The following is a 20,899-nucleotide window of genomic DNA, read 5'->3' on the forward strand; positions in this document are numbered from 1 at the left end:
GCACCGCTATATATAGTGGCGATGTCGGCAAGGTCAAGGCTGGGGCGTGGTATCCAGACCCAGGGGATCGGCTTCGACGCTGATCAGCGCGAAGCGCGGCACCTGCTCGCCATCCACCTGGACGCTCTCGCGAAACATGCTCAAGGGCCGCGCCCAGAGACCGTATTCGCCGTACAGCGCCTGATAGATGACCAGCTCTTCCTCGGTCTCCGAATGCCGGGCCACGCCCAGTACTCGATATTGCTGACCCTTGTAGTGCCGGTAGAGTCCCGTCTGCAATGCCATGTTCCACCTCGAAAAAAGAAAACCGGGGCAGCCCTGGGGGCGCCCCGGTCGGATGACGCACGCCGCGGATCAGCGCAGGCGTTCGAACACCGTGGTGATGCCCTGGCCGAGACCCACACACATGGTAGCCAGGCCGAAGGTGCCGTCATTCTGTTTCATGACATTTAACAGCGTGCCTGAAATTCTGGCGCCAGAGCAACCGAAGGGGTGACCCAGGGCGATGGCGCCCCCGTGCAGATTGACCTTTTCCTCCATCTTGTCGAGCACCTTGAGGTCCTTGAGCACCGGCAGGGCCTGGGCCGCGAAGGCTTCGTTGAGCTCGATGAAGTCGATGTCGGCGATGGTCAGGCCAGCGCGCTTGAGAGCCTTCTGCGAAGCCGGGACCGGACCGTAGCCCATGATCGCCGGATCCACGCCGGCCACGGCCATGGAGCGGATCTTGGCCAGCGGCTGCAGGCCCAGGTCCTGGGCGCGCTGGGCGGACATGACCAGCATGCAGGAGGCGCCGTCGGTGATCTGCGAGGAGGTGCCGGCGGTCACGGTACCACCCTTAGGGTTGAAAGCCGGCTTCAGGGCAGCCAGGCCTTCGAGGGTGGTTTCCGGACGGATGGTCTCGTCATGGCTGAAGACCTTGAGGAAGCCGTTCTCGTCGTGACCTTCCAGGGGAATGATCTCGTCCTTGAACTTGCCTTCCTGGGTCGCCTTCCACGCCAGCTGATGAGAGCGGTAGCCGAACTGGTCCTGGGCCTCGCGGGTGATGCCGTGCATCTTGCCCAGCATCTCGGCGGTCAGGCCCATCATGCCGGAGGCCTTGGCGGCGTGCAGCGACAGCTGGGGGTTCGGATCGACGCCGTGCATCATGCCGACATGGCCCATGTGCTCCACGCCGCCGACGACGAAGACGTCGCCGTTGCCGGTCTGGATCGCCTGGGCGGCGGTGTGCAGGGCGCTCATGGAGGAGCCGCACAGCCGGCTCACCGTCTGGGCGCCGCTGGTATGGGGGATGCGGGTCAGCAGCGAGGCCATGCGGGCGATGTTCCAGCCCTGCTCCAGGGTCTGGTTGACGCACCCCCAGATCACGTCTTCCACCTCGGCCGGGTTGACCTGGGGATTGCGGTCAAGGACTGCGTCGATCAGCCGCGCGGACAGGGTCTCGGCGCGGGTGTTGCGGTGCATGCCGCCCTTGGAACGGCCCATGGGCGTGCGGGCGAAGTCGACGATGACGACGTCTCTCGGATTCAGACTCATTTCTTTACTCCAGGCTCAACCGAAGAAGCGTTGGCCAGCGGCGGCCATTTCGCGGAGTTTGGGGGTCGGGTGGTACAGCGGCCCGAGGTCGGCGTACTTGTCGGCCATGGCGACGAATTCGGCCACGCCCAGGCTATCGATGTAGCGCAGCGCACCGCCACGGAAGGGTGGGAAGCCAATGCCGTAGATCAGGCCCATGTCGGCCTCGGCGGCGCTGTCGACGATGCCGTCTTCCAGGCAGCGCACGGCTTCCAGGCACAGCGGTACCATCATCCGCTCGACGATTTCCTCGTCGGTGAATTCACGCTGTTCGTAGGTGACCGGTGCCAGCACCTCGGCCACGGCCGGATCGGCGACCTTCTTCGGCTTGCCCTTCTTGTCAGTCTCGTAGACATAGAAGCCCTTGCCGTTCTTCTGGCCGAAGCGCTGGGCTTCGTAGAGGGCGTCCACCGCGGTCTTGCGACTTTCCTTCATGCGCTCGGGGAAGCCCTCGGCCATGACGTCGCGGGCGTGGTGGGCGGTGTCCATGCCGACCACGTCCATCAGGTAGGCCGGACCCATGGGCCAGCCGAATTTTTCCATCAACTTGTCGACGCGCTGGAAATCGGCACCTTGGGCCAGCAGCGCGGCGAAGCCGCCGAAGTACGGGAAGAGGATGCGGTTGACCAGGAAGCCGGGGCAGTCGTTGACCACGATGGGGTTCTTACCCATCTGGCGGGCGTAGGCCACGGTGGTGGCGATGGCCCTTTCGCTGGTCTTCTCGCCGCGGATCACCTCCACCAGGGGCATCATGTGCACCGGGTTGAAGAAGTGCATGCCGCAGAAGTTTTCCGGACGCTTGAGCGCCTGGGCCAGGAGGCTGATGGAAATGGTGGAGGTGTTGGAGGTGAGGATGGCGTCCTCGCGTACCTGGCCTTCCACTTCGGCCAGCACGGCCTGCTTGACCTTGGGATTCTCGACCACCGCCTCGACCACCAGGTCGACGCTCTTGAAGTCGCCATAGGACAGGGTCGGCCGGATGCGATTGAGCGCCTCGGCCATCTTCACCGGCTCCAGGCGGCCCTTCTCGACACGCTTGTTGAGCAGCTTGCTGGCTTCGCTCAGGCCCAGCTCCAGAGCCTCGTCGCGAATGTCCTTCATCAGGATCGGCGTGCCCTTGAGCGCGGACTGGTAGGCAATGCCTCCGCCCATGATGCCGGCGCCCAGGACGCTGGTCAGCTTGACCGGAGCGGCCTGCTTTTCCAACACCTTGGCCTTGCGCTTGAGCGCCTGGTCATTGAGGAACAGCCCGACCAGGCTGGCGGAGACCGAAGTCTGGGCCATCTTGGCGAAGCCGGCGCCTTCGACCTCCAGGGCCTTGTCGCGACCGTAGTTGGCGGACTTCTGGATCGCCTTGATGGCTTCCAGCGGCGCCGGATAGTGCGGCCCGGCCTGGCTGGCGACGAAACCCTTGGCCGACTCGAAGGCCATCATGGCTTCGATGGCATTGAGCTGCAGCTTCTCCAGCTTCGGCTTGCGCTTGGCGCGGTAGTCCAGCTCACCGGCGGCGGCGCGGCGGACCAGGTCCAGCGCCGCGTCGAACAGGTGCTCGGGCGCGACCACGGCATCGGCCACACCGACCTTGAGCGCGGTGGCGGCGTCGTTTTCCTTGCCGGAGGCGATCCACTCGATGGCGTTGTCGCTGCCGATCAGGCGCGGCAGGCGGACGGTGCCGCCCCAGCCCGGATAGATGCCCAGCTTGACTTCCGGCAGGCCGATGCGCGCGGCAGTGCTCAGCACCCGGTAGTCGGCGGCCAGGGTCATCTCGCAGCCGCCACCCAGGGCGATACCGCCCACGGCGGCCACGGTAGGTACCGGCAGGTCCTCGAAGTCGTTGAAGATGCGATTGATCTCGGCGATGCCGGCCTGCAGCTCTTCGGTCGGCCGGCCGAACATCTCGACGAATTCGGTGATGTCGGCGCCGACGATGAAGACGTCCTTGCCGCTGGTGACGATGACGCCGCGCAGTCCGGCATGGGCTTTCAGGGCGTCCACGGCCTGGCGGAATTCACGCAGGGTGATGGCGCTGAACTTGTTGACCGATTCGCCTTGGAGGTCGAAGCGAAGTTCGGCGATGCCGTCCTCCACGTCGCGCACCGAAAGGGCTTTGCCTTCGAAAATCATCAGCGGGTCTCCCTTGAGTCCTGGTCGCAAGGCGGGCGGCAGCTTCGGATGGAAGCCGAAAGTCGCCAGCCCCGATATTGTTCTGTGGAGGGCACCGGCCGGGCCGGGGCGAAAATTCATACAACCGTTTGAACGGCTCGCACAACCTTCTGGCAAAAGCGCGCTCTTGTCAATTGGGACACAAGGGAAAGCGGCGGGTATTCGAACGACGGGTGCTTGAGCTTGCCGCGCTTCTGTGCAAGATAGCCGTGGAGCTATCCCCGACTCCTGGAGTCGAAACTACAAGTGGGCGAGCGTCTGCCTGAACAGTTGTCGAGCGAAAGCCGGTTCTGTTCAGCCAGAACCTGAAGCCCGCGAATCGAGCGCCAGCCACGGTATGGCCTGGCGCCCCATCATGAAGGAGAGATGTGTATGGCCTACCAACACATATTGGTTGCTGTCGACCTGACCGATGATTGCCAGCCGGTAATCCGTCGCGCCGTGGCCCTGGGTCAGTGCTGTGGCAGCAAGGTGTCCCTGGTGCACGTGGTCGAGCCTATGGCCATGGCCTTTGGCGGTGATGTGCCCATGGATCTGTCGTCGCTGCAGCAGCAGCAGATCGAGCAAGCCCGCGAGCGGCTGGATGGTTTCACCACCCAGTATGCCGAGCTGGCGGGCAACTGTGTGCTGGCCTACGGGCAACCGCGTCAGGAGATTCACCGCATGGCCAAGGAGCAGGGCTGCGACCTGATCGTGGTCGGCAGCCATGGTCGTCATGGTCTGGCGCTGCTGCTGGGCTCTACGTCCAACGACCTGCTGCACGGCGCGCCCTGCGATACCCTCGCGGTGGCCCTGAACAAAGACAAGGCCTAAAAGCCTGTTCAAAGTCTGCTGCGCGTCGGCCAAACTGCGTTGAAAATGGCCTGAGTCGCCAGCCCGGTCGGAATGCTCATTTACCACTCGTAAACTCGAGCGCGAGCCCGGTCCGCTTCCTCAGCCATTTTCGTGGGGCCGCCCAGGCCTTGCTTGTCTCTAGCTCGCGAGACTTTGAACGGGCTCCAAGCGCGCGGCCGGGTTGGATCACTCCAACTCGGCCCAGCGCTCGATGAGGCGATCCAGTTCCGCTTGCAACGCCTCCATGCGGGCAAGCTTGCCGCGGCTGACCTCGGCGGGCAGCTGATAGAAGCCCGGATCGGCGATGGCGGTCTGCAAGGCCTCCAGCTCGATCTCCGCGGTCTCGATGGCAGCTGGCAGAGCGTCCAGCTCGCGCTGCTCCTTGTAACTGAGCTTGCGCTTGGCTGGCGTGGCTGTAGCAGCCACGGGAGTGGCGACCGGCGCAGGTTCACTCTTGCTAGCCGGTTGTGCCGACTTGCCGTCTTCACGGGTCTGCACACCTAGCAGACGTGGCGAGCCGCCCTGGCGCAGCCAGTCGTGATAGCCGCCGACGTATTCCTGTACCCGCCCTGCCCCTTCGAACACCAGGGTGCTGGTCACCACGTTATCGAGGAAGGCCCGGTCGTGGCTGACCATCAGCACGGTGCCCTCGAAACTCAGCAACACCTCTTCGAGCAGTTCCAGGGTCTCGACGTCGAGATCATTGGTCGGTTCGTCCAGCACCAGCAGGTTGGCGGGCTTGCTGAACAGCTTGGCCAGCAACAGCCGGGCCCGCTCACCACCGGACAGCGCCTTGACCGGCGTACGGGCACGCTGCGGACTGAACAGGAAGTCCCCCAGGTAGCTCAGTACGTGGCGATCCTGGCCATTGATGGTGATGAACTCGCGACCCTCGGCGAGGTTGTCGATCACCGTCTTTTCCGGCTCCAGTTGCAGGCGCAGCTGGTCGAAGTAGGCGATCTCCAGCTTGGTGCCGTACTGGATCTTGCCGGCGGTGGGCTGCAGGTCACCCAGCAGCAGCTTGAGCAGGGTGGTCTTGCCCGAGCCGTTGGGGCCGAGCAGACCGATACGATCGCCGCGCTGGATCATCAGGGTCAGGTCGCGGATCAATGGCTCGCCACCAGGATGGGCATAGCTCATGTGCTCGGCGAGGATGACCTGCTTGCCGGACTTGTCGGCCGTTTCCAGCAGGAGATTGGCCTTGCCCTGGCGTTCGCGTCTCTCGCTACGCTCGTTGCGCATGGCCTTAAGGGCTCGGACGCGGCCTTCGTTGCGGGTACGTCGGGCCTTGATGCCCTGGCGGATCCAGACCTCTTCCTGGGCCAGGCGCTTGTCGAACAGCGCATTGGCGGTCTCTTCCGCCGCCAGCTGCTGCTCCTTGTGCACCAGGAAGCTGGCGTAGTCGCCCTGCCAGTCGATCAGGTTGCCGCGATCCAGTTCGAGGATGCGGGTGGCCAGGGCCTGGAGGAAGGCACGGTCGTGGGTGATGAACAGCACGGCGCCGGGATAGCCGCGCAGGGCGTCTTCCAGCCAGGCGATAGCGCCGATGTCCAGGTGGTTGGTGGGTTCGTCGAGCAGCAGCAGATCGGGCTCGGCCACCAGGGCCTGGGCCAGCAGCACGCGCCGCCGCCAGCCACCGGAGAGTTCGGCGAGGGTCTTCTCCGCCGGCAGCTGCAGCCGGCTCAGGGTGCTTTCCACCAGTTGCTGCAGGCGCCAGCCATCACGGGCCTCCAGCTCCTGCTGGACGTGCATGAGGCGCTCCATGTCCAGTTCACCGCTGGTGTCCTGGGTCAGGTGGTGATACTCGGCGAGCAACTCGCCGACGCCCGCGAGGCCGGCGGCCACCACGTCGAACACCGAGCGGTCGTCGGCGCGCGGCAATTCCTGCGGCAGCTCGCCGATCTTCAGCGCCGGGGCACGCCAGACCTCGCCATCGTCGGCCTGCTGCTCACCCTTGACGATGCGCAGCAGGCTGGATTTGCCGGTGCCGTTGCGGCCGATGATGCATACCCGCTCGCCCCGTTCGATCTGCCAGGACACCCCGTCCAGCAAGGGGGTGACGCCAAAGGCCAGGGATACGTTGGTGAACTTGAGCAGCGCCATGGGTTTCTCCGCGAAAAAGGCCAACCAGTCTAGCAGAGACACCTACCCCGGCGCCGGTCGACGCGAGCCGGCGAAACGCCCGGACCGCCCGACGGCAGGCCATGGCCAACGCTTTCGCCGCCTGGCGCCGGCACGTAAGCTAGACTGCCCCGTGACGGTCGGCCGCCTGCCCTGCGTAGCGCGCGCCACCCCCTCCGCATCCAGCTTTTACGGAATTCCCATGCGCGGTCGCCTGTTCGTCATCCTGCCCCTGCTCCTCGCTCCCCTGATCGGCTCCACCACCTCGCAAGCCGCTCCCCTGGAGCAGCAGCGGCAACTCTACGACCAGGCCAAGGCGGCGCTGGACCGGGGCGACGCCAGTGTCTACCTGGCCAATCGCGGCGACTTGCGCACCTATCCGCTGGAGCCTTACCTGGCTTACGACGAGCTGATCAAGCGCGTTCCTGGCGCCAGCGACGCCGAGATCGAGACCTTTCTCGCCGAGCACGGCGATCTGCCGCAATCCAACTGGCTGCGGCTGCGCTGGCTGCGCAGCCTGGCCGATCGCGGCGACTGGAATCGCTTCGAGAAATACTATTCGCCCGACTACAACTTCACCGAGCTGGACTGCCTGCACGGCCAGTACCTGATCGCCCAGGGCAATGCCAGCGAGGGCTTCAAGCTGGCGGAAAAGTACTGGCTGGTGGGCAAGGCCCAACCGACCAGCTGCGATGGCCTGTTCCAGGCCTGGGCGGCGCGCGGCCAGCTCACCGAGGAGCGGGTCTGGGAACGCGCCAAGCTGGCCGCCGACAAAGGCGAGTACGGCCTGGTGCGCACCCTCTCCGCCCAGTTACCGACCCTGTCCGGCCAGGCCCAGCGGCTGATCGACGTGGCCCAGAAGCCCCAGCAGATCGCCAATGTCCAGGCCTTCGCCCCAGCCAGCGAAAGCCTCGCCGACGTGGTCGGCCTGGGACTGCGCAAACTGGCCCGCCAGGACCCGGAACAGGCCATGGGCCTGCTCGAGGTCTACAGCCAGCGCATGCCCTTCACCCGCGACGAGAAGGTGGCCATCGCCCGCCAGATCGGCCTGACCCTGGCCAAGAACTTCGATCCGCGCGCCCTGCCGCTGATGGAGCGCTACGATCCCGAGCTGCGTGACGACGACGTCAGCGAATGGCGCGCCCGACTGCTCCTGCGCCTGGGCCGCTGGAGCGATGCCCATGCCCTGATCGAGCGCTTCCCACCGAGCCTGGCCAAGGCCAATCGTTGGGAATACTGGCGCGCCCGCACCCTGGAGCTGATGCAGCCGCAGAGTCCGCAGGTGCTGCGCGAATACGCCGAGGTCAGCCGTGAGCGTGACTACTACGGCTTCCTCGCCGCCGACCGCAGCAAGGCGCCCTATCAGCTCAACAACAAGCCGCTGATGCTCAGCGACGCGCTCAAGCGCAAGGTACGCAACACGCCTGGCGTGCAGCGTGCCCTGGAGTTCATCGCCCGCGGCGAGCCGATCAATGCCCGCCGCGAGTGGTTCTATGTCAGCCGGCACTTCAACCGTGACGAACTGGTCGCCCAGGCCCGCATGGCCTACGACATGCAGTGGTACTTCCCGGCAATCCGCACCATCAGCCTCGCCAAGTACTGGGACGACCTGGACATCCGCTTCCCTATCGCCTATCGGGAAAGCTTCGTGCGCGAGGCCCAGACCCGCGGCCTGCACAGCAGCTGGGTGTTCGCCATCACCCGCCAGGAGAGCGGCTTCATGGCCGATGCGCGCTCCGGCGTGGGCGCCATAGGATTGATGCAGTTGATGCCGGCCACCGCCAGCCATACCGCCAGCAAGTTCGCCATTCCCCTGGCCTCGCCGCAGCAGGCGCTGACCCCGGAAAAGAACATCCAGCTGGGCACCGCCTATCTGTCCATGGTCCATGCCCAGTTCAACGGCAACCGCGTATTGGCCTCGGCCGCCTACAACGCCGGGCCGGGCCGGGTGAAGCGCTGGCTGAGCGGCGCCCGCCACCTGGCCTTCGATGTCTGGGTGGAGACCATTCCCTTCGACGAGACGCGGCAATATGTGCAGAACGTGCTGGCCTATGCGGTGATCTACGGGCAGAAGCTCAATTCGCCGCAACCCCTGGTGGACTGGAACGAGCGCTTCTTCGACGAGACCTGAGCGCTCGCCGGCTAGCCCGGACATCAACATAGCGGACTCGAACGCCTGGGCGAGTCCGCTGCACAGCGGCTCTCCAGAGCACTTCTGCCATCCCGCCATGGCTTCCGGCACCGTTCAGGGGTAGGCGACGGCTGCGCAAACGAGCGCCACCCCCTATACTGCAGCCCCTTTTTTTCCGCTATTGAACCGGAGAAACCCATGCTCAAGCGTTCGCTGGCCCTGGCAGCAGGCCTGGCCCTGTCCCTGACGTCCCTGCTCTCCCACGCCGCCGACGAATTGCGCGTCTCGGCCATTCCCGACGAGGCCCCCACCGAGCTGATCCGCAAGTTCAAGCCGCTGGGTGAATACCTGCAGCAGCGTCTGGGCATGCCCGTCAAGTTCGTGCCGGTATCCGACTATGCCGGCGTGGTGGAAGCCATGGCGTCGGATCGGCTGGACATGGCCTGGTTCGGTGGCTTCACCTTCGTCCAGGCGCAGCGCAAGGCGCCGATGAATCCCCTGGTACAGCGCGAAGAAGATCAGCAGTTCACCAGCAAATTCATCACCGCCGACCCGGCCGTGAAGAGCCTGCAGGACCTCAAGGGCAAGACCTTCGCCTTTGGTTCGGTCTCCTCCACCTCGGGCAGCCTGATGCCACGCTACTTCATGCAGAAGGACGGCATCGTCCCTGAACAGTTCTTCTCGCGGGTGGCCTATTCCGGTGCCCATGACGCCACCGTTGCCTGGGTCGCGGCCGGCAAGGCCGATGCCGGGGTGCTCAACGCCTCGGTGTGGAAGAAGCTGGTCGACGCCGGCAAGGTCGACACCAGCAAGGTGCGGGTGATCGCCACCACCCCGACCTACTACGACTACAACTGGACGGTGCGGGGCAATCTGGATCCGCAACTGGCGGCCAAGATCAAGCAGGCCTTCCTCGACCTGGACCCGGCCAAGCCGGCGGACAAGGCGATCCTCGACCTGCAGGCGGCCAGCCGCTTCGTGCCGACTTCGCCGGACAACTACAAGAGCATCGAGGCTTCCGCCCTGGCAGCCGGCCTGCTCAAGTGAGTCTCGCCCTCAGCGGCGTGACGCTGGTACACGCCGACGGCTCGCCTGCCCTGGCCGATCTCGACCTGCACCTGGAACAGGGTGAACAGGTCGCCCTGATCGGCCCGTCCGGTGCCGGCAAGACCAGCCTGCTGCGGCTGCTGGCCACCGGTCTGCGGCCGGTGGCGGGTCAGCTGGAGCTACTCGGGGAGGATCCCTGGACGCTGGGCAACCGCGCACGGCGCCAGCTGCGCGCCCGCATCGGCCTCATTCACCAGGCCCCGCCGCTGCCCGCACGCCAGAGAGTCATCACCGCGGTGCTGGCCGGACGTCTCGGCCAGTGGTCGCTGGCGCGCAGCCTGATCAGCCTGGTGCATCCCCTGGATCGCGACGGCGCCGCCGCCGCCCTGGCGCCGCTGGACCTGGCCGACCGTCTCTACGCCTCCTGCGATCAGCTGTCCGGTGGCCAGTTGCAGCGCATCGGTATCGCCCGGGCGCTCTACCAGCGGCCGCAGCTGCTGCTTGCCGACGAACCCGTGTCGGCCATGGACCCGGTGTTGGCCGGTCACACCCTGGAGGTGCTGCGCGACACCGCCGGGCGCCAGGGCACCACCCTGGTCACCAGCCTGCACAATGTGGAGCTGGCGCTGCAGCGCTTTCCGCGCATCCTCGGCCTGCGCGCCGGCAGGCTGCTGTGGGACAAGCCCGCCAGCGCGGTGAGCGAGGCCGATCTCGCGGCGCTCTATGCCAATGACGGCCTGAGCACCACCCTATCGCCCGCCGCGCCGACTCCGGCCGAGACGCCGCTCGATCTGCCACGATGCTGAATCCGCCTCGTCGGGACCCCGCTGCCCGGCCCCGCCTGTTGCTTACCCTGCTGGCCCTGGTGCTGGCCTGGCCGACGCTGCGCCTGGCGGAATTCGATCTCTTCGGACTCTTCACCGGCGATAATGCCCGCACCATGGGCAACTTTCTCGCCGGCTTCTGGCCACCGGCCCATGACGCCGACTTTCTCGCCGTGCTGGGGCGTGCCACCCTGGAAACCCTGGCCATCGCCACCCTGGGCATGGCCCTGGCGGCACTGATCGCCCTGCCCGCCGCCCTGCTGGCCACCCGCGCGCTGTCGATCTCCGCGCTGCCCCGCGCCGGTCGCCCCGGTCGGTTGCCGCGCCTGCTCCGCGGGCTGGTCCGCGGGGTACTGATCGTCCTGCGCAGCGTGCCGGAGATCGTCTGGGCGCTGCTATTCGTCCGCGCCGTCGGCCTGGGCCCCACGGCGGGGGTGCTGGCCATCGCCATCACCTACGGCGGCATGCTCGGCAAGGTCTATGCGGAGATCTTCGAATCGGTCGATCCACGCCCGGCGCGGGCCCTGCTGCTGCAGGGCGCCGGGCGCCTGCAGGCCTTCGTCTATGGCGTGCTGCCCAATGCCGCGGGCGAGATGATTTCCTACAGTGTCTACCGCTGGGAGTGCGCCATCCGCGCCTCGGTGGTGATGGGCTTCGTCGGCGCTGGCGGCCTCGGCCAGCAGGTGGACCTGTCGCTGCGCATGTTTGCCGGTGGCGAGGTGGCCAGCCTGCTGCTGACCTTCCTGGTACTGGTGCTGCTGGCCGATGTGCTGAGCCGGCTGCTGCGCCAGGTGGAACGCGGCCGGGCCGGCGGCCGCGGGCTGTTGACGGTGGTGGCGATGGGCACCGCCCTGCTGGCTTCCATCAGCTACCTGGGCACGGCCTTCGGCGAATTGCTGAGCGCCCGCGCCCTGGGTCAGATGGGTAGCTTCCTGGCCGATTTCCTCAAGCCGGATTTCTCCGTCGTCCAGCTGTCGGCCGTGGTCCGGGGCGCTGTGGAAACCCTCGCGATGTCGGCCCTGGGTACCCTGCTCGCCGGACTGCTGGGGCTGCTGCTGGCCTTGCCGGCGGCCGGCCGCTTCGGCTTGGCCGCCCTGGCGCTGGCGCGACTACTGCTCAACGCTCTGCGTGCTGTTCCTGAACTGGTCTGGGCGGCACTGATGGTGCTGGCCGCCGGACTCGGCCCCAACGCCGGCACCCTGGCTCTGGCCCTGCACACCGCCGGGGTACTTGGCCGATTGTTCGCCGAAGCCCTGGAAAACACCCCCAAGGCACCGGCCGAGGCCATCCGCCTGGCCGGCGGCGGCGCGCTGACGGCCTTTCTCTACGGCACCCTGCCGGCGGTCTGGCCGCAGTTGCTGGCCTATCTGCTCTATCGCTGGGAAAACAACATCCGCATGGCCAGCATCCTTGGCTTCGTCGGCGCCGGCGGCCTGGGGCAGCAGCTGTATTTCAGCCTGAGCCTGTTCCAGCAGGCCCAGGCCGCCACCGTGATCCTCGGCATGCTGGTGCTGGTGCTGGGCGTGGATCTGCTGAGCAACTGGGCAAGGCAGCGCTGGGTGGTGCGCTGAGCCAAGCCCTAGCGGATTTCCGGTAGCAACAACTCCGGCAACTGGGCCAGGAAGGCGGCCTCGTCGTCGAGCTGGCGCAGGTCCAGCCAGAGGGCATCGGCGTCGATGCGTCCCACCACCGGGATGGGCAGCTGACGCAAGGCTTCTTCCAGCTGCCGCAGGGCGCGGCCGCGCAGGCGCTTGCTGACCTGAGGGCGGCAGCACAGCGCCGCGCCGGGCAGCCGTGCCACTGGCTGGGCGCCGCTACCGATCATACCCAATGCCGGTTCCACGCTTACCGCATAGGTCGCGCCCAGGACGGCGGCGAAGGCCGGCAGCAGGCGCTCGGCCTGGGCGGTGATGTCAGCCGCCGGGCGAGATAGCAGACGCAGGCTGGGCAGCCGCTCGGCCAAGCGATCCGGATCGCGATAGAGCGCCAGGGTCGCTTCCAGGGCAGCCAGGGTAAGCTTGTCTACCCGCAGGGCGCGCTTGAGCGGATTCTTCTTGATGCGCTCGATGAGGTCGCGCCGGCCGACGATGAGGCCACACTGGGGTCCGCCAAGCAGCTTGTCGCCACTGAAGGTCACCAGGTCCGCGCCATCGCGCAGGGCCTGCTGCACCGTGGGTTCGGCGGGCAGGCCCCAGCGGGTCAGATCCACCAGGGTGCCGCTACCCAGGTCTTCCAGCAGCGGAACCTCATGGGCACGGGCGATTGCGGCCAGCTCGGGGGTGGCGACGCTGGCGGTGAACCCCTGGACGCTGTAGTTGCTGGTGTGCACGCGCATCAGCAACGCGGTACGCGGCCCGATGGCCGCCTCGTAGTCGCGGGCATGGGTGCGATTGGTGGTGCCCACTTCCACCAGCTTGACTCCGGCGCGGGCCATGATGTCGGGAATGCGGAAGGCGCCACCGATCTCGATCAGCTCGCCACGGGACAGCACCCCTTCCTTGCGTGCGCCTATGGCATGCAAGGCCAGCAGGACCGCCGCAGCGTTATTGTTGACCACGGTCACCGCCTCGGCGCCGGTCAGTTCGCGTACCAGGTCAGCCACCAGGTCGTCGCGATCGCCGCGCTTGCCGGTGGCCAGGTCGAATTCCAGATTCATCGGCTGACGCGCGGCCTCGCTCACCGCGGCGATGGCCTCTTCCGCCAGCAGGGCCCGCCCCAGGTTGGTGTGCAACACCGTGCCGGTGAGGTTGAACACCCGCCGCACCCGCGGCTGACTGCTCAGCGCCAGACGCTCGCCCAGGCGTCCGGCCAGGACGCCCTCCTCCACCTCCACGGCGGCCAGGGTGCCCGCTCTCAAGGCCTCGCGCAGATCGTCCAGCAGGGACCGGTAGCCGCCAAGCACCTGCTCGCGACCGTGCCGCTCCTCCAGCGGACGCGAAGCGGGATGGCGCAGCAGGCGGTCGATGGATGGCAGGCGGATGGCGGTCATGAAAGCCTCTTGGGTCGAGTCGACCCCCAGTGTAGCCCGAACCCACGACGGGTCGACCAGGGTACTGGCAGACCCAAGGAGCTGCCGCAGGCGCCGCCAACCATGACCGCAGGCGCCTGGGCCCAGATCTCGGCCGTCTGGAAATGACCCCCGGGTTCCCGGTTTGCCGCGTGCCAGAGCCCGTCCTAGGATGGAAATCGAGTGCTTGCCCGACCGTCCGCCCACGACGCCGACGGCAGCGCCCTGGCCACCACGTCCACCGCCTTCGACAACAACAAAGGTGCCGTCATGTCCAAGAAAAGCTCCCTCTGGGCCAGCGATGGCCTGTTCGACCACAGCGACATCGTCAGCCTCGGCAACTTCACCTATGTGCACACGCTGAAGAGTGCCGAGGTCGCGCCACTGAAGCAGACCGCCTCGGCCAGCACCCCCACCGTCAGCGAATTTCTCAACGGCGCCATCAGCGAATACGTGCTGGGTGGCACGCCCGACGGCATGCGGCCCTTCCTGGTCGATGGCCATCAGCTGACGCTGCACAACTCGCTCAACGGCGCGACGGCCCACGCCTGGATCACCGCCGAGAACCAGGTGCTCATCACCTATGCCGGCACCACCCGCGGCGAGAATCTGCTGATCGCTCCCCTGTCCACCGCCGGTGGCCTACTGAGCGATCTGCAGATCCTCGGCCAGCAGGTGTCCAGTGCCCAGCGCCAGTCACTGGACTTCGCCCATCAAGTAATCGAGGCGGCGGCCAAACAGGGCTATGGCACCCAGGACATCTTCGTCACCGGTCACTCCCTGGGTGGCATCTCGGCGGAATACGTTGCCCAGCAGACCGGTCTGGGCGGCATCAGCTTCGAAGCCTCGGGGATTCCGCGTGACCTGCACGCGGTGGGCCAGGGAGGCAACTTCGTCAACGTGGTCACCCTCGGTGATCCAGTGGCCAACTACAGTTCCGACATCCGTGGCGAGCAACCCTTCGCACCCAGCTTCGTCAGCCAGGCCGAGGGCGGTGGCAGCCTGCCGCACTATGGCTCGCTGTTCCTGATCGGCGCTCAGGCGGATCAGCAGGACCTGGCCGAGGCGGCGGCCAAGGTGGGCCACCTGTTCAGCGGCGACAACGGCGGCCAGGTCACGCCGGTGGATGCCGCCCTGCATCCGGTCAGCGTCACTGCCGGACTGGCCGAGGCAGTACGGCTGATCGCCGAATTCCACCTGCCGGCCGCCGAGTACACCAACCTGGGCGTGACACCTACCGGCGGCTTTCTCGATACCCTGCCGGCCCATATAGGCACCGCCCACGGCCCGGTGCTGATGGTCGGCAACTACAGCGTGGCGGAGCTGCAGGCCTTTGCCGAGACCCACGCGACCTTCGGCTGAGAGCCCTCGCGGTGGCTTCTTTCGCCGCCGCGAGAGAACTCCCCCTTGCCGTTCGGGTCTGCCCTCCTATCGCCCGGGACCCTCGGGGTCCCGCCCGCCGTAGCCCAGGAGAGAACCATGACCGAAGACGGTCCCCAGCGCATGACCGATGAAGAAGCCCAGGAATTCGCCACCGAGGTGTTCAACCTCGCCCGCACCGGCAATGCCGAGGTGCTGGCTCTGGTGCTGGAAAAGGGGCTGACGCCCAACCTGCGCAACCACAAGGGCGACAGCCTGCTGATGCTGGCCAGCTACCACGGCCACCTGGAGGCCAGCCGCGTGCTGCTGGAGCACCAGGCCGACCCGAATCTGGCTAACGACATGGGCCAGTCACCACTGGCCGGCGCCGCCTTCAAGAACAACCTGCCCATGGCCGAACTGCTGCTGGACCAGGGCGCCGCCGTGGAAGGCGCCATGCCCGACGGCAAGACCGCGCTGATGATGGCGGCGATGTTCAATCACGTGCAGATGGTGGAGCTGCTCATCGCCCGCGGCGCCGATCCCAAGGCGCGCGACGCCGTCGGCAACACGGCGCTGAGCGTGGCCCGTGCCATGGGTGCCCAGGATACCCCCGCCGTACTGGAGCGCCTTGGCGGCGTCTGATCAGCGCTTCTGGTAGCGATAGAACAGATTGGGCTCGCTGACCACATAGAGGTTGCCGGCCCTATCCAGGGTGACCCCTTCCGGCTGGCGGATACGCCGTGACAGGCCGCCGAAGGGTGCCACCAGGGAGCGGGTGTCCAGGGTGCGCCCCTGGTCGTCGAGTTCGATCAGCATCCGCGACTCGTCGCTGAGCAACAGCAGGTGACCGGTACGGCGATCGACATGGACCGCGGACAGATCGCCGGTGCTCGGCGCCTGGTCCAGCCAGGCTTGGCGGTCGATGATGCGCAGGGCGAAGTCGCCGTCGAAGCTCTTGAGCAGGCCGCGGATTTCATAGAGCTTGCGCGGTGAGTGCTCCTTGACCACGAACAACCGATCGCGGACGGCGTCGTAGTCCAGGCCTTCGAAACCCTGGTTGGCGCGGGGGAAGAGATCCAGGGTCAGACTGCGGTAGTCGCTACGGCGCAGGACGTCATCTCCCTCGGGAATATCTACCAGGGTCAGGGCATTGGCGCCCTCTTCCGCCAGCAGCAGGCGATCGTTGCCCAGATAGGTCACGCCCTCTACATCGTCGAAGCCTTCCAGGCGATGCCGCTGCAGCAGGTCGCCGTCGCGACTCAGGGCCAGGAGCTCCGGCGGATTGTTGACCACTGCCCAGAGTCGATCGCGCACCGGGTCGTAGCTGAGATCGGAGAGATTCTCGGTGACGCCGGCCACCGGCTTGGCTTCCACCGCGACGCGATAACGCCCCAACTCCAGGGAAGTCCGGGGTTCGCTCTGCCACTGCTGGCCTAGCCAGAACAGCAGCTGGCTGTCCAGGTGGCTGCTGCGCAGGCCCTGGGTGAGCCCCAGCGCCAGCAGCAGGGCCACGCCCAGCCGCCAACCATTCCGCCCAACCCTGATCCGTCGTACCCACGCCGTCATCGCCTTGCCCCGTCATCGTTGTACGGGGCGGAGTATCCAGGGCTGTCTTTATGGTTGTATGACAGTCCTAACGACGGGGCTGAACGGGGTTACCTTCCCAACGCGAGTGATTTGGCAGAGTTTCGCCCTTCATCACCAGCGACAGGGGCCCCAGTTCCACGTTGTCGCCGACCCGGGCGCCATAGAGCACCACGCTGCGCGGCCCCAGGTTGATGCCGGCACCCAGCTCCACCTCGCCGACCTTCATCACCCGGTCTTCGAACAGGTGGGTCTGGGGACCGGCCAGGGCGTTGAGTTCGCCGTGATCGCCCAGCCGCACGCAATCGAACTCGGTGAGGTCGGTGGTATCCAGGTAGGTGCCCCGGCCCAGTCGGGCGCCGAGCAGGCGCAGGGCCAGGGGCAGCCAGGGCGTACCGCGCAGGGTGCCGAGCAGATTGGGCACGGCCAGGGTCTCGTAGAGGCTGGTGATGGCTTCGCTGCGCCAGACGAAAAAGGTCCACATGGGCGCCGAGCGCGGTCGATAGCGACCGACCACCAGCCACTTGAGGCCCAGCACCACCAGGAAACTGGCCAGGGCGAAGACGCTGCCGGCCAGCAGGGTCTCGCCCAGCAGCTGCAGCCAGGCTCCGGCCTGCCACAGCGGCACCAGGGCCTCGGCGATGGCGCAGCCGGCGGCGACGGTGAAGCCGGTGGGCAGCACGATGCGCAGTGCCTCGATCAGGCCACGCGCCACCCGGCGCCAGGGTGCCGGGCGGAACGTCAGACTTTCCGGGTAGCCGGTGAGGGTTTCCCGCGCCGGCAACCGCACCGCCGGCGAGCCTAGCCAGGTCTCGCCCTGGCGCAGGGGCACGCCTTCGTCGAGCCGACCGAGGACACCGATCAGGGCGTCCTCGGGGATATGGCAGCCGTCGGCGACATAGGCGCCGTTGCCGACGAAACTGCGGCGGGCGATGGAGGTGCGCCTGAGGGTCATCCAGCCCTGGGCTACCTGTTCGTCGCCTAGCATCACGGCATCGGCGATAAAGGTCTCGGCGCCCAGTTCCAGCAACGAGGACACCGGGCCCTGGGCGGTGGATATCTCCGCATCACGGCCGACCCGGGCACCCAGCAGGCGATACCAGAGGGCCGAGTACACCGTGGCATAGAGGCCCTGCAGGCTTTGCAGCGCCGACTCCTGGATCAGGTTGGCCAGCCACTTGCGCCAGTAGAAGAGGCTGTCGACCGACCACTGGCCTTCGTCCAGGCGCGGCAGGATCAGCCGGCGCGCCAGGGCGCAGCCGAGCAGGGTCAGGGCAACGCTGACCACGCCCAGTGGCAGCGCCAGCACCCCATACTGCAGGGCGTCGAGCAGCGGCGAAGAGGTGTGCCACCAGGGCAGTCCACCGAAACTTTCCAGTTCGTCGATCAGCAGCGCCAGCGGGAACAGCGGCATGAAGAACAGCACCGAGACCACCAGGCCGCTGAGGGCATAGAGGCCTTTGAGCAAGGTACGTTGAATGCGGGACACCGGGGTTGGCGGCAGGACGCGGGCACCGGCGGCACCCTGGTCGTGGGCCGGCGCGCCGCCCCAGTTGCGTCCGGCCGGGACGCGCTGACCGCTGCGCAAGGCAGACTGGGCCTGCAGGCGAGCGCCGTCACCAAGGGCGGTATCACCTTCGAGGATGGCATAGGAGCCGACCTGGGCCTCCTGGCCGAGGGTCACGGGGCCAAGCAGCAACTCGCCGCGCAGCACCCGGGCGTTCTCGAAGTTGACGCCATTGCCCAGGCTGGCGCCCTGCCCCAGGGTCAGCAGCTCGGGGACGCGCAAGGTCAGGGTGCCGACGAAGGCCTCGGCACCGACCTGGGCGCCCAGCAGCCGGAGCCAGCCACGAGCCAATGGCGAGCCGCTGAGCAGGTAGGCCGGCGCCAGGGCGAGAAAGCGTTCGCCCAGCCACCAGCGGTAGTAGGTCAGGCCCCACAGCGGATAACGACCGGGCTGCAGGCGCCCGGTCAGGCGCTTGCCTACCAGGGCCACGGCGAATTCCAGGCCGATGGCCAGAACGAACAGACTCAGGGCGGTCAGCATGGCCAGGGGCAGCGTGGTGCCGGAATGGATCAGCAGCGGGAAGGCCAGGAAAGGTGCCAACCAGCGTCCCAGGCGCAGGGTCAGGAGTGGCGGCAGAGCCGCCGCCTGGGCCAGCCCGCAACGCCAGCGGCGCCAGCGGCTGGGTGGGGCCCAGGCCTCGGTGGCCATGGCCTGGCCAGCCTCGGCGGCATCCGCCTCCAGGGCGTCGGCAATGGCGCCCAGGGTGCGACCGGAATAGACCGCCTTGACCGTGGCGCTGGCATAGCGCGAGTCCTGACGCAGGCGCGAAACCAGTCGGGCGGCAAACAGCGAGTGACCGCCCAGGTCATCGAAGAAATCCATCTCGGCGTGCAGCGCCTGGCCGGGAAACAGTTCGGCGGTGGCCGCGAGAACGGCGCCCAGGGCGCCGCTGGCCGGAGCGACCGGCGCCACCACGGCAATGGCCAGCGGCCGGGTGCGCAACTGCTTGCGGTCGATCTTGCCGGAATTCAGTCGCGGCATCTCGCCGAGCCACTCGAAACGGCTGGGCACCATGTACAGCGGCAGGCAGCCGGCCAGCTCGGTCCGCAACAGGTCGCTGCGCGGCACCGGGCCGCCATCACCGACCAGGAAGGCCACCAGTTGCTCGACGCCGGCCTCTTCGCGCAGCACCACTGCCACGGTCCCGACGCCGGGCTGCCTCGCCAGGGTGGCTTCGATCTCGCCCAGCTCGACCCGATAGCCGCGGATCTTCACCTGGTCGTCGACCCGCCCCAGGCAATGCACCTGGCCGTGTTCGTCGACCCGCGCCAGGTCGCCGGTGCGATAGAGCTTGAGGTCGTGACTGCCGGTGCTCCAGGGATTGGGCAGGAATTTCTCGGCGGTCAGTTCGGGACGCCCCAGATAGCCATCGGCGACACCCGGACCGGTGATGCAGAGTTCGCCCACCTGGTCGCGCGGCAGCAAGGTCAGCGGCTGGCTGGCATCGGCCGGCACCACCAGCAGGCTGTAGTTGGGCAGCGGGCGGCCGATGGTCACGGGTTCGCCCGCGTGCAGCTGCGCCAGACTGGCCGAGACGGTGCCCTCACTCGGACCATAGGTATTGAATAGTTGCCGCTGCGGCCGACTCCAGCGCGCCACCAGGGGCTCGGGGCACATCTCGCCGCCGAGGTTGATCAGCCGCAGGCTAGGGACGTCTTCCGGCAACAGCGCCAGCAGGGTCGGCACCACGTGCAACACGCTGATGCGATTGGCGGTCAGGGCGCGGGCCAGGGCCTCGGGGTCGGCGGTGATCTCCCGCGGCGCCAGCCAGAGGGTGGCGCCCACCAGGTAGCTGATCCAGATCTCCTCGAAGGACATGTCGAACGCTACCGAGAAGCCCTGGTAGACCCGGTCGCCGGCCTCGATGCCGAGCAGCGAATTCTCACTGCGCAAGAAGTGGCAGATGCTGTCCTGGCGGATGCCGATGCCCTTGGGTTTGCCGGTGGAGCCGGAGGTATAGATCAGGTAGGCCAGGTTGTCCGGGGAGACCTGGCCACGCCGGCGCAGGGTCTCGCCCTGGGCCAGGGCGACGCTCAGCTCGCCGGGGGTCCAGCAGCCAAGCCCGGGACGCGCCAGCAGATCGGCGAAGGGCGCTCCAGTGATGACACCGACCGCCTGGGCGTCCTCCAGGCAGAGGGCCACGCGGTCGGCCGGGGTCTCGGCATCGCAGGGCAGCCAGGCGGCGCCGGTCTTGGCGATGGCCAGTTGCATCACCAGCAGCTCGATGCCGCGCGGCAGCCAGAGGCCGACCACGCGGCCAGGCCCGGCGCCAGCCGCCAGCAGCCGCGAGGCAGCGCGATCGGCCCAGGCGTCCAGCTCGCCGTAGCTCAGGCTGCGCTCGCCTTCGAGCAGGGCGGGCCGCTCCGGCGCCCGCGTCGCGGTGGCCTCGAACAGATCGGCGAGGACTTCATCGCGGCACAGGTCGGGGTGGATGGGGCCTTCGACCAGACTGAGGGAGAGTTCGGCAAGCGCTTCCATGGGGACAGCCTCTGGGTGTTTAGCGCAGTCTGTATCCCCTCGGTTATGCGCTCCTTAAGGGGCGCTTAGGGTTTGCTTAAGGTGGGCCGGACATGGCATATCACACGCAAAAAAGGCTCTGGAATGCGCCTTAAAGGCGACTTTCCATTGATCGGCGATGAGTGGCGGATCGGTTGCGCGGACAAAAAAACGCCTCCCGGAGGAGGCGC

14 protein-coding genes and 1 pseudogene are annotated in these 20,899 nt (G+C 67.1%); 8 read left to right on the forward strand and 7 right to left on the reverse strand.

Going from position 1 to position 20,899, the window contains the following annotated elements:
* Positions 1 to 33: 33 nt before the first annotated feature.
* The 3 genes from APT59_RS16600 to fadB form a co-directional block, all read right to left on the reverse strand.
* The gene (locus tag APT59_RS16600; protein WP_059315863.1) at positions 34 to 285 is read right to left on the reverse strand and encodes a DUF1653 domain-containing protein; all 252 of its coding nucleotides are present in this window, start codon (positions 283 to 285) and stop codon (positions 34 to 36) included.
* A 69-nt stretch (positions 286 to 354) separates the two neighbouring features.
* Positions 355 to 1,533 carry an acetyl-CoA C-acyltransferase FadA gene (gene fadA, locus APT59_RS16605; protein ID WP_059315864.1) on the reverse strand — a complete coding sequence of 393 codons (1,179 nt, stop codon included), beginning with the start codon at positions 1,531 to 1,533 and terminating at the stop codon, positions 355 to 357.
* 15 nt (positions 1,534 to 1,548) lie between these two features.
* A complete protein-coding gene (gene fadB / locus APT59_RS16610; protein ID WP_059315865.1) occupies positions 1,549 to 3,696 on the reverse strand; it encodes a fatty acid oxidation complex subunit alpha FadB in 2,148 nt (715 codons plus the stop codon).
* Positions 3,697 to 4,107: 411 nt separating this feature from the next.
* Between fadB and APT59_RS16615 the strand changes: the two genes are divergently transcribed.
* A complete protein-coding gene (locus APT59_RS16615; RefSeq protein WP_059315866.1) occupies positions 4,108 to 4,548 on the forward strand; it encodes a universal stress protein in 441 nt (146 codons plus the stop codon).
* A 207-nt stretch (positions 4,549 to 4,755) separates the two neighbouring features.
* Here APT59_RS16615 and APT59_RS16620 read toward each other — a convergent pair whose 3' ends face one another.
* Positions 4,756 to 6,672 (reverse strand): ATP-binding cassette domain-containing protein, encoded by a 1,917-nt coding sequence (locus APT59_RS16620; protein ID WP_059315867.1) that lies wholly within the window; start codon positions 6,670 to 6,672, stop codon positions 4,756 to 4,758.
* Between the two features lie 220 nt (positions 6,673 to 6,892).
* Here APT59_RS16620 and APT59_RS16625 point away from each other — a divergent pair, with 220 nt between their 5' ends.
* The 5 genes and pseudogenes from APT59_RS16625 to phnE all read left to right on the forward strand — a co-directional run bounded on the left by APT59_RS16625 (position 6,893) and on the right by phnE (position 12,263).
* On the forward strand, positions 6,893 to 8,821 hold the full coding sequence (locus tag APT59_RS16625; RefSeq protein WP_059315868.1) for a transglycosylase SLT domain-containing protein: 1,929 nt from the start codon (positions 6,893 to 6,895) through the stop codon (positions 8,819 to 8,821).
* Positions 8,822 to 9,019: 198 nt separating this feature from the next.
* The gene (locus APT59_RS16630; protein WP_059315869.1) at positions 9,020 to 9,868 is read left to right on the forward strand and encodes a putative selenate ABC transporter substrate-binding protein; all 849 of its coding nucleotides are present in this window, start codon (positions 9,020 to 9,022) and stop codon (positions 9,866 to 9,868) included.
* On the forward strand, positions 9,865 to 10,674 hold the full coding sequence (locus APT59_RS16635) for a phosphonate ABC transporter ATP-binding protein (protein WP_059315870.1): 810 nt from the start codon (positions 9,865 to 9,867) through the stop codon (positions 10,672 to 10,674). The genes APT59_RS16630 and APT59_RS16635 overlap by 4 nt, the downstream gene beginning before the upstream one ends.
* Positions 10,668 to 11,480 (forward strand): annotated as a pseudogene (locus APT59_RS22750) (PhnE/PtxC family ABC transporter permease); the annotation flags it as partial. The gene APT59_RS16635 and the pseudogene APT59_RS22750, both read left to right, overlap by 7 nt.
* 51 nt (positions 11,481 to 11,531) lie before the next feature.
* The gene (gene phnE, locus APT59_RS22755; protein ID WP_237140621.1) at positions 11,532 to 12,263 is read left to right on the forward strand and encodes a phosphonate ABC transporter, permease protein PhnE; all 732 of its coding nucleotides are present in this window, start codon (positions 11,532 to 11,534) and stop codon (positions 12,261 to 12,263) included.
* 8 nt (positions 12,264 to 12,271) lie between these two features.
* Here phnE and selA read toward each other — a convergent pair whose 3' ends face one another.
* Complete coding sequence (gene selA, locus APT59_RS16645; RefSeq protein ID WP_059315872.1) at positions 12,272 to 13,681, reverse strand: L-seryl-tRNA(Sec) selenium transferase; 1,410 nt, start codon at positions 13,679 to 13,681, stop codon at positions 12,272 to 12,274.
* A 201-nt stretch (positions 13,682 to 13,882) separates the two neighbouring features.
* On the opposite strand from selA, the gene APT59_RS16650 reads away from it, so the two are divergent.
* Positions 13,883 to 15,061: a lipase gene (locus APT59_RS16650; protein ID WP_174523146.1), complete on the forward strand. Its 1,179-nt coding sequence runs from the start codon at positions 13,883 to 13,885 to the stop codon at positions 15,059 to 15,061.
* Positions 15,062 to 15,178: 117 nt separating this feature from the next.
* Complete coding sequence (locus APT59_RS16655; protein WP_059315873.1) at positions 15,179 to 15,703, forward strand: ankyrin repeat domain-containing protein; 525 nt, start codon at positions 15,179 to 15,181, stop codon at positions 15,701 to 15,703.
* Here the strand turns inward: APT59_RS16655 and APT59_RS16660 are convergent, their stop codons facing one another.
* A complete protein-coding gene (locus APT59_RS16660; RefSeq protein WP_059315874.1) occupies positions 15,704 to 16,627 on the reverse strand; it encodes an SdiA-regulated domain-containing protein in 924 nt (307 codons plus the stop codon).
* Positions 16,628 to 16,694: 67 nt separating this feature from the next.
* Complete coding sequence (locus APT59_RS16665; RefSeq protein WP_059315875.1) at positions 16,695 to 20,690, reverse strand: Pls/PosA family non-ribosomal peptide synthetase; 3,996 nt, start codon at positions 20,688 to 20,690, stop codon at positions 16,695 to 16,697.
* Positions 20,691 to 20,899: the final 209 nt, after the last annotated feature.

Source organism: Pseudomonas oryzihabitans (genome assembly GCF_001518815.1).
Classification (GTDB): domain Bacteria; phylum Pseudomonadota; class Gammaproteobacteria; order Pseudomonadales; family Pseudomonadaceae; genus Chryseomonas; species Chryseomonas oryzihabitans_E.

Bases quoted from the DNA above. Each gene is read 5' to 3' on its own strand.
- APT59_RS16655 (WP_059315873.1), top strand. From the start codon at position 15,179: ATGACCGAAGACGGTCCCCAGCGCATGACCGATGAAGAAGCCCAGGAA.
- APT59_RS16665 (WP_059315875.1), bottom strand. From the start codon at position 20,690: ATGGAAGCGCTTGCCGAACTCTCCCTCAGTCTGGTCGAAGGCCCCATC.
- fadA (WP_059315864.1), bottom strand. From the start codon at position 1,533: ATGAGTCTGAATCCGAGAGACGTCGTCATCGTCGACTTCGCCCGCACG.
- selA (WP_059315872.1), bottom strand. From the start codon at position 13,681: ATGACCGCCATCCGCCTGCCATCCATCGACCGCCTGCTGCGCCATCCC.
- APT59_RS16615 (WP_059315866.1), top strand. From the start codon at position 4,108: ATGGCCTACCAACACATATTGGTTGCTGTCGACCTGACCGATGATTGC.
- APT59_RS16620 (WP_059315867.1), bottom strand. From the start codon at position 6,672: ATGGCGCTGCTCAAGTTCACCAACGTATCCCTGGCCTTTGGCGTCACC.
- APT59_RS16630 (WP_059315869.1), top strand. From the start codon at position 9,020: ATGCTCAAGCGTTCGCTGGCCCTGGCAGCAGGCCTGGCCCTGTCCCTG.
- APT59_RS16625 (WP_059315868.1), top strand. From the start codon at position 6,893: ATGCGCGGTCGCCTGTTCGTCATCCTGCCCCTGCTCCTCGCTCCCCTG.
- phnE (WP_237140621.1), top strand. From the start codon at position 11,532: ATGGGCACCGCCCTGCTGGCTTCCATCAGCTACCTGGGCACGGCCTTC.
- APT59_RS16600 (WP_059315863.1), bottom strand. From the start codon at position 285: ATGGCATTGCAGACGGGACTCTACCGGCACTACAAGGGTCAGCAATAT.
- fadB (WP_059315865.1), bottom strand. From the start codon at position 3,696: ATGATTTTCGAAGGCAAAGCCCTTTCGGTGCGCGACGTGGAGGACGGC.
- APT59_RS16660 (WP_059315874.1), bottom strand. From the start codon at position 16,627: ATGACGGCGTGGGTACGACGGATCAGGGTTGGGCGGAATGGTTGGCGG.